Raw genomic sequence first — 16,310 nt, 5'->3', positions numbered from 1 at the left:
AAGGCTTCAAAACATACTGCCTATCCGTCAATTGACCTGGGTCATTCGGTAGAGATAGGATCGTGGAAAGTCTTCCGGCCCACGCAGAAAATATCCTCGGATTCTCCGTTGATTACGGGGCAAATGGAACAAAAAATTCGGGGCATCTGGAACATGGCCAGGAAGAATTCAGTAACTTCGGTCGACGTCGCCAAACGGGCGGGCGTGTCGCAATCCGCCGTGAGCCGCGCCTTCTCTCGTGTACCCACTCAGTCCGGCGTATCGGCGGAAGCGAAGAAGAGAATCTTCGATGCGGCCAAGGAGTTGGGCTATAGGCCAAACGCTCTTGCCCGGTCGATGATCACTGGGCGCTCGAAGATCATCGCCTTGCTGTTCAGCTATCTGGACAATCAATTCTATGCGCTGGCACTGGAAAAGCTCTGTATCGAATTGCAGAAGAACGGCTATCACGCGATGGTTTTCATGATGCCGGAAACCGCAGTCGGGGTCGAAGAGACGGTATCCGAATTGCTGGAATACAAGGTTGACGGGATTATCACCGCATCGGTCGAACTGTCTTCGTCGCTTTGCAAGCATTGCCAGGATCAAGGTATCTCAGTCGTTATGTTCAACCGGATAAAGGCTGAGGAAGGTGTGTCTTGCGTGTCGTCAGACAATGTCCTGGGCGGACGCTTGGCAGCGCGCTATCTCATTGAAACTGGACACCAGAAGATTGCGTTGCTGTCCGGTTGGGCGGAATCTTCGACCGGGCGCGACCGCCAATTGGGATTTGAGCAAGAGCTGTCGGATCAGGGACACAGCCTGTTTGATCATGCTGCCGGGCATTTTGATCTGGCTGAGACGCGCTCTGCTGCGCTCAAACTTTTGGACAGACCAGCGCCAAAGCGGCCAGATGCGATCTTCATCGCCAACGACTACATGGCGATCGAAGCACTCGGCGTAATTCGCAGCGAGTTGAAACTCACGGTGCCGCAAGACGTGTCGATTGTCGGCTTTGACGACATTCCAATGGCGGCAATGCCTGAGTATGATCTGACGACATTGCGCCAGCCGATCAACCGGATGATCGACCAATCCGTCTCGCTGATGCTAGCTGCGATAGCCGGAAACGACACAGCAGGTAACGTGAGCATCGTGCCAGAACTGGTCGAGCGCGGCACCGTGGCAAACAGAACCTGATCAGCTTTCGCGCCCAAGCTCTGCCAGAATGTCCACTCCTTGCATGGCCATGAAATGTGGGATGTCGATGAAGATCCAGTTCTCGGCCAGTTTTTCGCCATCGCGGCGGTAGAGATCAACGATCCGCATGTCGGCTTCGACTTCGCCAGGCGGTAGACCAAGAAACCCACCCTTCGACCGTAAGGATAGGCTGGGATAGCCGAAGAACCCGCCGTAGTTGCCCTCGCCCAAACGCGCGACATGTTCGGTGTGGCGAACGTATTCCAGACCCTCCTCGAACGGTCCTGAGTGGCCGCGCCGATAACCATCGAAGAATGCGCTGGCGCCGATGCCGCCGGGGCCGAACCAGCACATATTGGGCGTCCAGAAACGGGTCATGTGCTCTTCGGGCGAGCCAACTTTATTCGCGCGCAAATCGGTGACCATATCAGAGATCAGACCGACACTCGCCCGGCCTTCGGTTTCCGAATGCGCATCGTACAAAAGGCCATCATGCGTCGCAGGTCCAGGCGTCAACAGGACCGATCCGGTTGTGCCCGCGCTTGGATGACGTCCCGATTGCGCCAAAAGGTTCAGGATATCGACGTAGCAGGCGGTTTCGACGATCTTTTCCTTCTCAATGCGGTGAAATTCGCAATAGCGCAGAAACGAAAGCTTGCGGGAGGGTGCGAGCCCGATCCAGGACTGATCCCATGTGCCAATCAGATGCCCCATTTCGACAACCCAGACCGAGGAAAACCCGTCAAGTTCGTTCCGTCCGGCAAAGAAAATGTCCGGCCGCCGTTGCAATGGCCCCATGGCCTGTTTCAACGGCCGCCAGAAGACGTCAGCAACGCGTTCCGGACCGGTCTGCTCATGAAACGGGTACATGCCGCGCCACGCAAGATTGGCGGCGAAATGAGGTGTCATCGCCTCGGAAACACTTTCCGTGCCTGCCGCATCAATAGCCGCATTGGCGGAGCGGACAAGCGCCTTGGCGTCCTGATAATCAGCCATCGCGGCGGGCCATGGCGATCTGGATCATCAGGTCCAACTCGTTGAAAAGCTGCCATTCCTGCTGAACCACGCCATTCTTGACGCGCTGTTGCGTGATGCCCCAGATCTGGCATTTCTGCCCCGTGGGGTCTCGGTAGAGAGTGCCACCGGTATGGGTGGCAGCGGCGCTCCAACGGGTCGAGATCAGATAACCGTCGTCATCGTTGCCCATCCAGTAGACCTCGTCGACATGGTGTTTCATGTCAGGGAAGGCTTCACGCAGTTCGGCGATGTAGGCGCGATAAGCGTCCCGCCCGAAAAACTTGCGATCGGTTGTCCCTTCGAATGACACATCGGCGGCATAGCATTCATCCAGTGCCGCCCCATCGGCATTCCAAAGGCTGTCATGGATGGCTCTGGCAAAAGCATCGGGGTCGAACCCCTCAACAGGTTCGCCAACGCTCAACGGGCGCTCAGGACGCACACCGGACCGCAGATCGGCCCAAGTTTCGGCGCTACGCGGCCAGCCGGGGAAAGGATCGACGGCCAGCCTGTCCGCCTCTTCCCAAAGATCAAGGCCCAACTGCTTGAGCATGGCGGATGTGTTGTAAAGCACGTGCTCAAGAAAAATGTCGTTGCCAAGTGCCACACAGTTGGCAATGACCATGACGTCGACCTCAGCTCCGGTCGGGTCGCCGTATTTGCTCGGCCCGGTGTTCTTGCCCTTGATGCGCGTCAGGTGTGAAGTGTGAAATCCGATAGTGTCATCGCCAGCCCAGATCACCTCTTCCGCGTTAAGGATAATGTCGGGGATTGCGCCGGTCGTGTGGTGCGTGTCGCCGACAATCTTGGCGTTGCCGTGCTGCAGACCATAGTCGTCATAGACAAGGCTATCGTCGGAGTAACACGCTTCGATATATTCGACTTCACGGGCCTCGGTTTCCCAGATGCGATAGGTGATGCGGACGATATAGTCGACGATGTTGCGGTACTCGGGATCGAACCCGCCAAGCGATTGCGACGGCCCGAGATAGGGTGGGATGCGGTGCGCCCCGCCCTTGGTGTAGTTCTTGAGAGATATGTCGAAAGACGTGGGCATGTGACCCCGCGACAAGGCGGCGGCCGGATGATGCGATTTCGAGCGATCGGGCATGAATTGGGTCATTCGGTCTCTCCAGTATTGGCCAAAAGATCAACGCCCTGTTCGGCAAGGAAATGCAGGATGTCGATGAATATCCAGTTCTCGGCGAGCTTGTCGCCGTCGCGGCGATAAAGGTCCACGACGCGCATTTCGGCAGCCACGTCATTGGCAGGCGCGCCGAGGTAATCGCCGGTGTTGCGAAGGGTCAGGCAAGGCCACCACATGAAGGCGGCAATGTTGCCTTCGGCCAGTGCAAGTTCCCAATCGTGGATTTTCACCACGTCTTGCTTTGCTTCGAAAGGCAGGGTGTGTCCGCGTTGGTAGCCGGGAATAGAGAGGCTGGCTCCGATGCCGGCCGGGCCGAACCAGTTCATGTCCGCGTTCCAGAACCGGACCAGATGATCGCCGGGCGACGTATAGCTCAGCGCCAGATCGGTCAGCATGGCGTGGGTCAGATCATAGGTGTTCTGGGTCAGGTCCCCGGGCTGGGGGTCATGCAGAAGCCCGTCGTGGGTCATTGGTCCCGGCGACATCATCATGCCCCCGGTCTGGTGTTTCGCCAGTGGGTTCCGGCCTGCCTGGCTCAAGACGGCGAGAATATCCAGAAACTCTACCGTTTCGACAATGGCTCCGTCCTGGACCCGAGACATCGTCGCGTAGGGCAGATAGGTGGTTTTTCCGGTGGCGGACATGCCCAGCCAGTCGTCCGTGAAATCGCACAGGAAATTGCCCATTTCAACAACCCAGGTGCCGGCTCCCGGTTCAAGATCGGCATGACTGGCGAAAAAGATATCGGGGCGCCGCTGGATGGCGGACATGGCATTCTTCAGCGGTGTCCAGACGGTGTCGGCCAATGCTTCGGGCCCTTCGACATCGTAAAACGGGCGCATACCGCGGTAGGTGTGCTCAGCGGACAGGTACTCTGCGCAAGCAGCAACGGTTTCGGCCCCGGGGGCGCCTTTGTCACGGGCGGTGAAGTACGCTTGAACAAGCGACTTGGCGGATTGCAGGTCTACTGACATGGATCTTCCTTGATCTAGAGGTGACGGTTGGGTTGCGGCGTTGCATTAACGGCGCGACACACCCTAGGTTTGAAGACGATCTCCCAGATACCATGTGAAAATCAGCGGAGCGGAGGCGAGTGTCAGACGGTCCATCGCCTCACCCTTTCACCGCGCCGGCGGTCAACCCGCTAACGATCTGGCGTTGGAAGAACAAAACCAGGAAGAACAGAGGCACCATGGCGCTCACCACCGCCGAAACGGCAAACATCACGTTGCCCTGTTCGCGTATCTGGGTAAGGAAGCTTGCGATTTTGGGCACCATCGTCTGGTTTTCCGAACTCAGAAGCATCGAGGTAATTGCAAAATCATTGTAGGCCAGAAGGAAAGAAAATAGCCCGGTGGTAATGACGCCCGGCCACATGACCGGAATTATCACATGCCAGAACGCCTGGAACCGAGTGCAGCCATCGACCATAGCGCTTTCGTCCATATCCTTCGGGATGTTCAGGAAGAACGAGTGCAACATCCAAAGCGTAAACGGCTGATTAATTGCGACCAGTACGACGATTGTGGTCGAGAGTCGTCCCCACAGGTTCCATTCGAAGAATGGCAGTAGGTAGCCTGAGACCAGCGTGATATGCGGCATGGCCCGAAACACGAGCGCTGCGATCAAAAGCCAGAATGCGTAACGATATCCGGAACGCGCCAAGGCGTATCCGCCCAAGGTTCCAAGCGTCAAAGAAATAATGACTGTGCAAACAACGACAATCGTGGTGTTCAGCACATTCCGCCAGAACTCTTCCTGAATCCAGGCGCCATAATATCCGTTGCCTGTGAAGCTGCCGCCGGTTTCGGACAGGGTATAGACCCCATAGATCGCGTTCCGCCAATCGGCCTTGGAAAAGAAATCGCCCTGAACCTTGAAAGATCCCCAGACCGTCCAGACAAACGGCCCGATCGCGATCATCAGCCAGAAGATGATCATCGAGGTCGCGAACCACGTCAGCAGACGCGGTGATTTGTTTGCCGCTGACGCCATCACACCGCCCTCCGGTTAAAGTCCCGCCAGGTCTTGATCAGCACTGGTGTCAGCAGGATGGCAACGCCGAGGATTGTTAGCATCGAAGTCGCTGCGGCCGAGCCGAAGAGTTTATCCTGCCCCGAAAGGTCGTTGTAGATGATCCAACTGAGCGATCTGGCCTTGGCTTCGGCCGAGAAGGACACGATGGGTTCAAGGACGCGGAAATTGTCCATCAGTTGCATCAAGGTGATGAAGACCAGAAGCGGCATCATGTAGGGGACGATGACATAGCGGACCTGTTGAAACCGGCTTGCCCCGTCGATCTTCGCAGCTTCGAGAGTGTCCGTGGGAACCGTCTGTAACCCCGCGTAGAACACAACGAAGGCAAAGGGCGTCGAATGCCAGACGCCGTAGACCATCAGCATGATCCAGGTGAGCGGTGCCGAAGCTTTCAGGCTCAGATCAGGATCGTCAAAGATGATCTGCAGCGTAGCCCCGATGATGCCGTCTGCGTCTACCATCCAAAAAAGGATCAAGCCCCCGATCAGAGGCGTCACGATCATCGGCAAGAGCGAGGCAAAGATTGTCGGCCCCTTGGTGACTTTTGGGAGACGGTTCACACCCAGAGCTATCAATAGACCAAAGACGATCACCAACGGTGTGACGACGAAGGTATAGGCAAGCGTGAAGAAAAGCGCCTTGTAGAACGGCAGGTTGTAAACCCCCGAGATGAATCCCCCGAAAGATTCAGATGCTGACCAGATCCCGCTCACTTCGTCAAAGGCCAGATGCCCACGGTTTGTGTAGGTTCCCAAGCCGTTATAACGCCCGAGAGGTGCGTCGACCTTCAACGCGTCGGTTGCTTCCAGATCGACTTGTAGAATCGTGGTACATGTGAAGGGCCCGCAATTCTCGACCTCACGCATGACCTGTTCATGTTCAACAAAGAACGACTGCATCGCTACCGACACGATCGGCAGGGCAATGAACAGGATCATTGCCAGGAATGATGGCCAGATAAATCGTGCAAAAGTTCCGTGCGGCATAGCGAAAACCCGACAAAGTTGTGCGCGGCGCAGAAAGAGCGCCGCGCACTATTTGAGTGTTTACTTGAGGAACCCTTGTTCCTTTGCAGCAGCGGTATAAGCCGCCTCGATGTCAGCTAGGGTTTGTTCAGCGCTTTCGTTGCCCTGCAGAAAGTCTGGCACCTCTTGGAAAAATGCCGAATGCAGAAGCCCCATGTAGGGCAGCATCGGATAAGGCTCGGCACCGGCACCTGCGACGGCCGCGACGCCCTCAGCAGCGACGCCTGGTTTGTAGCTTTCCATCAACCAAACGGCCTTGTCGTTATTAGCCATGACCATGTCATCAGAGATGCCATTGACCATCGCAATGAAAGTAGCTTCGGCATCTTCATCGCTGATATTCGCGGCGATGGTGAAACCGTCCCACCAGAGCGATGACGCTGGCGTCGAACCGCCCGCAACAGTCATCGCACCGGCAGGCATCGTCGCCGCAACGATTTCAGGTGTAGAACCCTCGTCGTCGAGCAGACCACCCACCGACGATCCCCAGATGACAGCCATTGCTAACTCACCCGATTCCCAAAGCGGCACGACTGCGCCAGTATTGTAGGTCAGGAAGTCAGGGTTGGAATATTCCATCAGCGATTTCAGCATGTTCAGCGTCGCGACGCCTGCTTCGTTGTTGATGGACACCTCAGCCGTGCCGGGCTTGAAAAATTCGCCGCCGTGACCGAGATACATGTTCACGACCTCTTCGCCGAGGTTCCAATCCGATTTGGTCAGCATTGCGAAAGGGTATTCCATGATGCCAGCCGCGCGGATGGCTTCGGCAACATCAAGCACCTCTTCGTAGGATGTCGGCACCCCTTTGCCGACCTGGTCAAGAATGTCCTGGCGCAGGATCAGATGCTGTGCATTGGCCATGAAGGCAATCGCCATGATCTTACCATCGACACGAATTAGCTGGTTTGGTTGCAAATTCTGACCGTGCTTGGCGACGAGATCATCCAGCGGGCGTATCAGCCCATCATTCAACAAAGGAACGATGGACGAGTTCGCTACGATTTTAGTCGTATACTCAGCCGGATTGGCCGTGAGCGCTGCAACCTGTATTTCATTGTGCTTGGTTGAGTGGTTTTTCGAGAATTCCGCACCCTCTCCGACGCACGCTTCGGCGTTATCGACAACCGCATGCAGCGCTGGAAAGTCGTTGGCAAGGATTCTGACGCTTCCGCTGGTAACCGGACAATCAGCGAACGCAGCCCCGACCGTCATTCCAAGCGCAGTTGAAGTAACTGCCAGACGAGTGATGATAGACATGTTTTTCTCCCTGGGTTCGACCTCGTTGGGTCAGCTTAGAAGCAGATACGAGCAGTTTGGTCGCTCGACATCGCATACGTATGCGATGTCGACTATACTCGATTCTCTTAAAATATCAAAACCTCAATCCAATCCGGTCAGCAGGCGTTGTCGCGCAATAAGATCGACACCTAATTGTTCAAGAAAGTGCAGATGATCAATGAAGTTCCAATTTTCAGCGATTTTGTCACCCTCCCGCCGATAGAGGTCGACAACGCGCATCGTCGCCTTCTTCTCGGACTTCGGGGCAAGCCCGATATATCCCCCAAGCGAGGTCACATCAAATGTGGGCCAACCGAAGAATCCACCATAGTGGCCTTCTGCGAACTCCGTTCGGTGACCGAAAAAGTCGCCCCACTTCAAGCCTTCTTCGAAGGGAACGCAATGCTGCTCAAGATAGCGTTCCTGGGTGTAGGGTGCACCGATGCCGCCTGGCCCCCACCAGATCATGTCTTCCTTCCAATCCAACGACAGATCCGTGTTTGTTGTGTGAACATCTTCCGCCAGCAAACGGTCGATCATCCTGAGAAACAGCTTCAAAGTCTTTTCGCCTTCGCTCGAAGGTTGGCTGTTGAAAAGCAGGCCGTCATGCGTGCGCGGCCCGGGCGTCACCATCGTCGCGGCGGTCGACGGCGGAAGTGCTTCGGCCCGCACCTGCGCCATCAGATTCAGCACATCCAGGAACATCGTTGTTTCGGTTATCTTGCCGTCCACGACCAGGCTGAATTCTGCGTATCTGAGCATTGTTGACTGTCGGGTCGGACGCATTCCGAGAAACGGCTGATCGAACAGACCAAGAAGGTGCCCCATAGAAGCAACCCAAACGCCAGGTTCATCGCTCAGGTGATTGTAGCCTGCAAAAAATATGTCCGGTCTGCGTTGAAGGGGAGAAAACGAACTTCGCAATGGGCCCCAAAAATTCTTGTCGGCATCTTCGGCGCCGACGCATTCCCGGAACGGTGCAGTGAACTGAAAACTGCAATTCGCGCTGGTTTCGACCGAAAGCCCTTCAGCAAGCGCAAACTTCGGTGCAGTGTCTATGTGCCGCTGATGCGACAAGACTGTCTTCTTGGCTGCGTCTAATGCGCTCTCACGTCGATCCATTGGTGCCCTTTTCTCTACAAATTACCGCTTTCACTCTATCCCAAAAGAACACCCTGAAAATGGTATCAACACCAACCTTACCTGAAAGGGACTCCCGTCAGCTTTGGTGGACGATAGGGAAGAGCAAGCGCCACGACTTCACGCATGATACTAGCTTCTAATTTCCACATTGAACTAGGTTGAGAGAATAACCGCATCAAATTTTTGGATCCCGTTGTGGCGCTTTCCCTGCTTTCGCGATGCTCACTAAGGTGGACCTCGGGTCGCGAATGCCGATCTTCTGCATTGTCCGCGACCTATGAATTGATGATTCCAGATTTGCTGCGATATGTTTAAACGGCCGGTTTTCTCGCCGCGTTGCGACCGTCTAAATTCAGCAACAGCAGAAAAATCCGCGCTGCGTGCGCTCGCAGAAAGAACAGTGAACTCACAGGAAGGGCTCAGAGCGGACCTCGGAGGCAGCGCGGCATCATCCTCAGTTGAGCCGCAGATATAGGATAAGTCTGTCCGGGGAAGGGGGAACTGCGCTCAAACTCCGATTTGCGCAACAAAGCCCATCTACCTGATCAAAAAGGTGGCGAGCAGCGAAAGTCCAATCCGAATATTCAGTCTGCGGTGACGATACCCTGGCGAAAGTCGTCGAAGATGGCGTTCACCACGATATGGATTTTTGGGCGAGCTATCTTGTCTGGATGGAGACCGCCGTTGGTTACGAAGCAACCAACGGCAGATATCTAAAGCAGGCGGGTCGCCATACCACCGTCAACGGCGACCGGAGAACCCGTCACGAAGCTTGCCCGATCTGACAGCAGGAACAATGCAGATTGGGCAATCTCCTTTGGCTCCGCCATGCGTTTCAGGGGATGCAAGTTGGCAATAATGTCGTGCGTCGCAGGATCATCGCCAGCCATGTCAGTTTTAGTACCACCCGGCAAAATGGTGTTGATACGAACGCCATTAGCCGCGTGATCAGATGCCAAAGACTGTACGAGCCCAATCAGACCTGCCTTTGATGCGGCATAGGCCCCCATGCCGGGCATTCCCCCATTGCTGACACCAACAAAAGTTCCGGTGAATACAATAGACCCGCCACCGCGTTCCTCCATTGCCGGAATCTGCGCTTTGGCCGCAAAAAATGCACTGTTGAGGTTTGTAGCAAGAACCGACTGCCAGTTGCCGGACTCCATTTCGGGAATTGGACCCATCTCGCCCATAATGCCCGCATTGTTAAATGCGCCATCAAGGCCGCCAAACTGCCGTTTCGCCAGATCAACAAGATCCCTGGAATATGTTTCGTCCGTCACGTCGCCCGCAAGGTAAACGGCGCGCCCGTTGCTTTGGGTAATCTGCCCGACGAGTGTGTTTAGCTGAGCTTCCCGACGGGCACCTAACACAACATTCGCCCCTTCCGAGGCAAACAGAAGCGCTGCTGCAGCACCGATTCCGCTGCTCGCGCCGATAATGATGATGGTTTTGTCTTTAAGTTCCATGGTCATGCCTTTTTGAAATTACATGCCAATCACCTAAGGAATGATGCGAGTGAATCGCGACCCGGTTCTTGCGGGTGTTGAGCTACTTGAGGTGAAAGCGCAAGAAACGGATCAATTGGTTGACCTCAAACGGGAGCCGCCGTTCGTTCGCGGTAGCGAAATCACTTTATTGGGATCAGTACCAACGCTGTTGCAAGTGCAATATCTAACGATTGAGCCTACGAGAACGGCCCAAACCAGTCACTCGACAGGGCACTACATTTCTGCGTTCGCAACCCGCATAGCTGCCGTTCGTCGCGCGTGCAAAATCCTGTAGAACGGTAACTCACAGTCTGCGGGACTTTGCTGACCTTGATGATTTTGACTCGAATGACTGCTTTTTTCTAACCAAGTGAAAAGATGCACCCAGAAATTTGGTGTTAGAAGCTAGGTTTGCTGGCTCTCCGTCGCTTGTGGCTGGATGAACAAAGTTCGATTGATTGCACTCAATTTCATGTGCGGCTCAGAGGAATTTGCCTCAATAACAGCACGCCTTAGTAGATCCGACACCTTTTAGAACCAATATCCATCCAAAGATCATCGAAACGGAATCCTTGCTTCTCCGATTGTCTCGATAAGCGGTGCTAAGTGAGATTCGTAGTTTCGCCATTTCTCCTTTGACGAGCTGTATAATGGCTGGCGCACTTGCTGAACACTTGCAGTGCGGACACGTCGTGCCCCTTTGTAAAACTCGAGGCAACGATTATCCCACTCGAGGCCACAATATGCTATCAAGCGTCGCGCTTCGAACTCGATATCATCGATAAGGCTCTCATAGTGAATGGTGTGAAAGCTGCCGGCGGGGAGAACTTCCTTCCAATGCTGCATAACGCGCACATAGGCATTAAAGTATCGACCCAATTCGATCTGGTCGTAGCTGTGGAGCTGACTGCGCTGAAACACTCGGGTGAAGCAGGACAGACACGTATCTAGCGGATTGCGCGCGACATGCACGATCCGCGCATTGGGCATGATCGCATGAATCAGGCCAACCATCAGAAAGTTCGCAGGCATCTTATCAACGATATAAGGTTTACCAGGAGCGTGCGCATCGAGCCGCTGGACATATCGTTGGGCGCGTTTTGAAAGCTCCTGATCCGAGAGAGCCGCAATCAGACTTCCAGTTTTCTTGTTTCCACCGCGCAGTTGATCGGTGAAAAGTTTGTGCAAATAGTTAAGCTCTCCGGCTCCGAATACGTCTGGATGGCTGGCGAGGATCGACTCCGTCAACGTCGTTCCAGACCGCGGCATGCCAACAACAAAAATTGGTTGGCTGCTGTCCACCGAGCTCTGGTGAAGTTTTTCGAGCAGTTCCGGTGTAAAGGCCGTGATCAGGTCGTCTGCCGTTTCCTCGATTTGGTCGGCATCAAAATCGATAATGCTGCGCTTTATTGCAGCCCCTTTTGCAAAATGCTCAAAAGCGCTGTCGTAGCGCTTGAGGTCCTCATAACATTTTCCCAATGCGTAGTGATACGATACCGATTGTTCAGGAAGCATCTTGTCGGCTTCAGGCAACGCAGCCACAAGACCCTGAAAATCAAGGTTGTCTTCGGTAACTTTATCCAACTTAACCAACGCGATCTGCGCATTCAAACGCGCTTTGTCCCTTTCTGCGGCCTTGTTGAACCAGCTGCGGGCAGCGTCAAAATTGCCCTGCTCCATCTCCAGATGGCCCAAGGCGATCATTGTGGCCGAGAAATCCGGTTTTAGCTCAAGGGTCTTCTCATAGTTGGCAAAACCGGCCTCGAGGTCGCCAAGGTGCGATTTGCAAACGGCTATATAGTGATATGCAGGCGCGTGGCCGGGGTCTATGTGCTGCGCTTTTTCTGCCTCGACAAGGGCAAGTTCATGCAGGTTTTTCTCGATCAGGACCTGCGCAAGCCCGACATAAGCTTCGGGCTTTTTTTCATCTAGCGAAATCGCATTTCGAAAACAGCATTCGGCTTCGTCCCATTCGCTCTGCAAAACGTGTAACCGTCCCCGATTGCGGTGCAACTCTGCGGAAATATGCCCCTTGCCAAGACAGTCATCTGCAAAATCTTTGGCTTCTTCTAGCTCCTCAGCTTCTATCATTACAGAAATGAGATTGTTGACACTCTCGAGATAGTCCGGGCGCAAATCTAGCACCCTACGATAGAACGAGATTGCCCCTTCCCTGTCCTCGTTGTCGCGCGCGATTGATCCAAGATTATTCAGCGCAGCAATCAGATCTGGATTAAGGGCCAGCGCTCTCTTCTGAGATGCCTCGGCTTCGGATAAATCACCTATATCGTAATAGGCAAGCCCAAGGTTTGAATGCGCATTTGCAACCCCCGGAGCAAGCTGGACTGCACGTTTGCCAACCCTGATCGCTTCTTCAGGTTTTCCGTTCGTGCGTAACACCTCGGTGAAATTCGACAGGAACCCAGCATTGTCCGGCTGTAATCGGATCGCTTCGCGCATAGCATTTTCAGCTGGCCCGCTTTGACCGGTTTGAAACGCAATTACGCCAAGAAGTTGATGCGCTGGCGCGTATTCGGGCGCAGCCTTGAGCACTTGGTTCAGAACATTGACAGCTTTATTCAAATGCCCTGTATCGTAGGCCTGAACTCCTTGGTTGTAGGCCTCACCGATGGATAATGTCTGGTTTTTAGGCATTCAAGTAGCTCCGGGCTGGCGCATGACGACAGCCTGATCTCAAGCGCCGTCAAGTCGCCACATTGTGTTGCAGTTTTCCTACGAATTTCCAACAGCAATAGGTCATCCTATGCAATGGAAAATTGGTGGATTGCATACATGTTAACGATTTATTAACGGGTCGTAAGCGGAGCCGATTGCAAAAACGCGACGAGTTTCGAAAAAAAACAAGATAATCTAACGGGATAGTAAATGACTAATAATGAGTCGAGGGCGAACGCCCCCAAGCTCCGCGGGGGGCGTATTTTCAAGTGGAAAGGCCAAATTGTCAGCGCGGCTCCAGCTGCGTTGCTGGCGCAAGTATCAATGGTTGCCCTGATGGCCGGGGACGTACATGCGGATACGATCTCGAATGTGGTGACGACACCTCAGGTTTTCTCGACCGATGCGGATCACAAAGTAACGGCAAGCGGCGCGATCGAGATAACTTCTTCCACCGCTGCAGCTTTGACGATCACGACAGATTATTCGAGCACGTTCACGAATAACGGGACAATCTCGGTCACGGCAACGGATACCGATACTGCGACGGCACTTTTGCTGGACGGAAATTTGCAGCAATCCGGTGCTTTGGTGAACAATGGCACCATTTCTGTAGATGTCACCGGGTCTGATCCTCAGGATATCTATGGCTTGCTGGTGAACGGTGACGCCGACGGGGTAATCCAAAACACCGGAACGATTGATGTCGACGTGTTGTCCACGGATGGCGATATCGAGGCCTGGGGTATCTACGTTGACGGTGACGTTTCTGAAACAGGTAAGATCGTCAACACCGGGACGATCAAGGTTGATGGGCTGATCACCGACGGAAGCACCGCATCAATCTACGGTATTGCGGTCGACCGCGACGTCGCGGGTGTGATCAGAAACAGCGGCACGATTGATGTCCGCGCCAGATCATTCGCCGATGATTATGCTTATGCCTGGGGAATTTACGTGCAAAGTGACCTGGAAGAAACCGGTCAGATCGTGAACTCGGGAACAATCAAATCGGTTGCCATATCGACCAGTGACAGTACCGCGTCTGCCTATGGGATCGAAGTCAATGGCAATGCGCACGGTGTGATCCGCAATACCGGCACATTGGAAGTATTGGCCTCTGCCCCGTCGACCTATGAGGCGATTGCCTATGGAATTTTGGTCGATCGTGACCTGTCCGGTCAGATCGATAACAGCGGTACCATCGAGGTAACCGCAATCGGTGTTGAATCCGACGCTTCTGCTTTCGGCATTTACGTCGATGATGACGTATTGTCCGGCGCGTCCGTACATAACAGCGGTACAATTGAGGCCTTTGCCAGCGCGGATACCGATGACGTTGCATATGCGGGCGGGCTTTACCTTGAGGACCTTGTTGACGGGATCGTGGTAAACTCGGGCACGATTACGGCCACTGCTTTGTCTCTCAACACCGCGGACGAGGCGACCGCGACGGGCATTTATGCCGGGGATGACGTTTCCGGTACAATTCGCAACTCGGGCACTATGACGCTTTTCGCAGAAGCTGCCGAAGATTCTGCAGAAGCCTCGGGGTTTTATCTTACCGATGACCTAAGCGGCTCTCTGGCAAACTCGGGTGAGATTACAGCGACTGCGATTTCGCATGACACCTCTGCCGAGGCCTATGGGATTTATGTTGATGAAATCGTAACCGGTGACATCAAGAACACCGGAAGCATCACCGTCACCGCCAATGGTGCGCAACAGAATGGTGGGCCACCGCCAAACGCATCCGAGGCATTCGGCGTGTACGCCGGCGACATGCAGGGAACGTTCTCGAACACGGGCCCGATTACCGTGCACGCGACCGGCAGTTCCGGCACCCGTGCAGCCGGTATTCAATTCGACAATTTCGACGGAACGATTCATGATCTGGGGACCATCAGGGTTTCGGGGAATGATGAGGTCTACGCCGTCTACCTTGGAACCGGCACGGGGACGCTGAATGTCGATACAATGGACGACGTTGAGGGTCTGATCCGCGTTCAGGACCATGACGTGAACCTAGAAGCCAAAGGCGGCAGTGGCGTGTTTGCGTTCGAAGATGCCGCGCCGGGTACGGGTACCTTCAAGACCACCGTGTCTGACGGGCAATCCGCCTGGTTCGTGCAGGACAAGGGCGGCGCGGCCCCGATCTATTCTGTGGTCGACGGCAATGACATTGCACCATCGGGCGATGTCGCGGCCTTCTTCGGCAGCATTGTCGGCGGCAGTGGCAATGCGCTTAGCTATGGTCAGGGACCGCAGGTCGCGCAGGGCGCAACTTTCGCTGGTTTCCGGCCCTTCGCAATGATCGACGCCCAGTATCGAGAGTTCGAGAGCGGCTCGAACGATGACACGGACGTGACGATGTTCAGCGGAAGCGCCGGGTATACGGGGCAGATGGACAACGGAGTGTCTCTGGCTGTTGCCATGGGCGTGTTCACTTCGGATGGTGACAACAGCACCACTGATTTTGACACGAATGGCTTCTATCTTGATGCCGCAGTGGGCCGTCAGTTTGGTGCCTACACGCTGGATGCCGGATTCGGCATTGGTTGGCTCACGACTGATCGTAGCCGGTCGATCTCGGGCAGCTCTGACGCCAAGGCCGACTATAACAGCAGGCTGTTGACCGCGAACATCGGGGTCGAGCGTGCATTCGACGTCAGTGACGATTTCGGTTTGCTTGGTTTTGCCAGCGCCCGTTACACCAACCAAAAGGATGACGGCTATACCGAGACGGGGTCAACTGCGAATGCCACCGTCGGCGATATCACCACCGAAGTTGTCGAGGCCCGTTTGGGGGTCGAGGCATCAAAGGACCTTGAAAACGGCGGTGTTCTCAGCGGTCAGCTTGGCGGCGTGTTGCGGCGCGACCTAGGCAGTTCCGAGGGCGACGTAACCGTCTTCTCTCAGACCGAGTCTCTGGCCTTTGCGTCAACCGACTTTACCGGCGCCAGTGTCGTGGTCGGATACGAGCAAGATCTCATTCAGGACATGCGGCTTGAACTGACGGCGGAACAGGAAATCGGCAGCGACGCTCAGGGGCCATTCCTGCGCGCCGGACTTCGCTGGTCGTTCTAGATCTAAAGAGCACTGCGGCACCCGGAGCGGTGCCGCAGAAATCGGCTCCAAGCTGAACTATGTCGGGCTCTGTTGCAAACTTTTGAGCATGGTGAGCTGATTGAGCGATCGCATCGGTGTTAACCGGCTAGTTCGGCGCATTGTTTGAATGGACAGACTCCTTGCGTGAGTTGACCTTTCCTGATCATGTGCGCAGTTTCGATTCCAGCTGGAGTTGCTGATGCTGAA

General features: G+C 54.8%; 11 protein-coding genes and 1 pseudogene. 2 read left to right on the top strand and 10 right to left on the bottom strand.

The genetic code is table 11. The features are described from left to right. Nucleotides 1-123 precede the first annotated feature (123 nt). Nucleotides 124-1,179, top strand: coding sequence for a LacI family DNA-binding transcriptional regulator (locus AC2FHX_RS13620; RefSeq protein WP_496702262.1), 1,056 nt, complete (start codon nt 124-126; stop codon nt 1,177-1,179). On the opposite strand, the gene AC2FHX_RS13615 is transcribed toward AC2FHX_RS13620, so the two are convergent. From AC2FHX_RS13615 to AC2FHX_RS13575, 9 genes are all read right to left on the bottom strand, one after another. After that, nucleotides 1,180-2,175: a nuclear transport factor 2 family protein gene (locus tag AC2FHX_RS13615; RefSeq protein ID WP_496702263.1), complete on the bottom strand. Its 996-nt coding sequence runs from the start codon at nt 2,173-2,175 to the stop codon at nt 1,180-1,182. Beyond that, nucleotides 2,168-3,319: a nuclear transport factor 2 family protein gene (locus AC2FHX_RS13610; protein WP_496702265.1), complete on the bottom strand. Its 1,152-nt coding sequence runs from the start codon at nt 3,317-3,319 to the stop codon at nt 2,168-2,170. Before AC2FHX_RS13610 ends, AC2FHX_RS13615 begins: the two co-directional genes overlap by 8 nt. Further along, entirely contained in the window at nt 3,316-4,317 is a 1,002-nt protein-coding gene (locus AC2FHX_RS13605; protein ID WP_496702267.1) for a nuclear transport factor 2 family protein, read from the bottom strand. Before AC2FHX_RS13605 ends, AC2FHX_RS13610 begins: the two co-directional genes overlap by 4 nt. A gap of 139 nt (nt 4,318-4,456) precedes the next feature. Continuing rightward, nucleotides 4,457-5,338, bottom strand: a complete 882-nt coding sequence (locus AC2FHX_RS13600) for a carbohydrate ABC transporter permease (RefSeq protein ID WP_271951248.1) — start codon at nt 5,336-5,338, stop codon at nt 4,457-4,459. Next, nucleotides 5,338-6,366: a carbohydrate ABC transporter permease gene (locus AC2FHX_RS13595; protein WP_281973841.1), complete on the bottom strand. Its 1,029-nt coding sequence runs from the start codon at nt 6,364-6,366 to the stop codon at nt 5,338-5,340. Before AC2FHX_RS13595 ends, AC2FHX_RS13600 begins: the two co-directional genes overlap by 1 nt. Before the next feature lie 60 nt (nt 6,367-6,426). Further along, entirely contained in the window at nt 6,427-7,665 is a 1,239-nt protein-coding gene (locus AC2FHX_RS13590) for an ABC transporter substrate-binding protein (protein WP_496702269.1), read from the bottom strand. Between the two features lie 123 nt (nt 7,666-7,788). Further along, nucleotides 7,789-8,448 carry an ester cyclase gene (locus tag AC2FHX_RS13585; protein WP_496702271.1) on the bottom strand — a complete coding sequence of 220 codons (660 nt, stop codon included), beginning with the start codon at nt 8,446-8,448 and terminating at the stop codon, nt 7,789-7,791. A 1,094-nt stretch (nt 8,449-9,542) separates the two neighbouring features. Further along, nucleotides 9,543-10,298 (bottom strand): SDR family oxidoreductase, encoded by a 756-nt coding sequence (locus AC2FHX_RS13580; RefSeq protein ID WP_496702273.1) that lies wholly within the window; start codon nt 10,296-10,298, stop codon nt 9,543-9,545. A gap of 576 nt (nt 10,299-10,874) precedes the next feature. Next, nucleotides 10,875-12,974, bottom strand: coding sequence for a tetratricopeptide repeat-containing sulfotransferase family protein (locus AC2FHX_RS13575; protein WP_496702275.1), 2,100 nt, complete (start codon nt 12,972-12,974; stop codon nt 10,875-10,877). 231 nt (nt 12,975-13,205) lie between these two features. On the opposite strand from AC2FHX_RS13575, the gene AC2FHX_RS13570 reads away from it, so the two are divergent. Beyond that, nucleotides 13,206-16,082: an autotransporter family protein gene (locus AC2FHX_RS13570; protein ID WP_496704939.1), complete on the top strand. Its 2,877-nt coding sequence runs from the start codon at nt 13,206-13,208 to the stop codon at nt 16,080-16,082. A 119-nt stretch (nt 16,083-16,201) separates the two neighbouring features. Here AC2FHX_RS13570 and AC2FHX_RS13565 read toward each other — a convergent pair. Next, a pseudogene (locus AC2FHX_RS13565) lies at nt 16,202-16,309 on the bottom strand (IS6 family transposase); the annotation flags it as partial. Between the last annotated feature and the right edge of the window lies 1 nt (nt 16,310).

It is taken from the genome of Ruegeria sp. CDSC042, from assembly GCF_059610745.1.
Note: the sequence above shows the minus strand (reverse complement) of the source record. Positions and strands in the feature narration are given on the sequence as shown.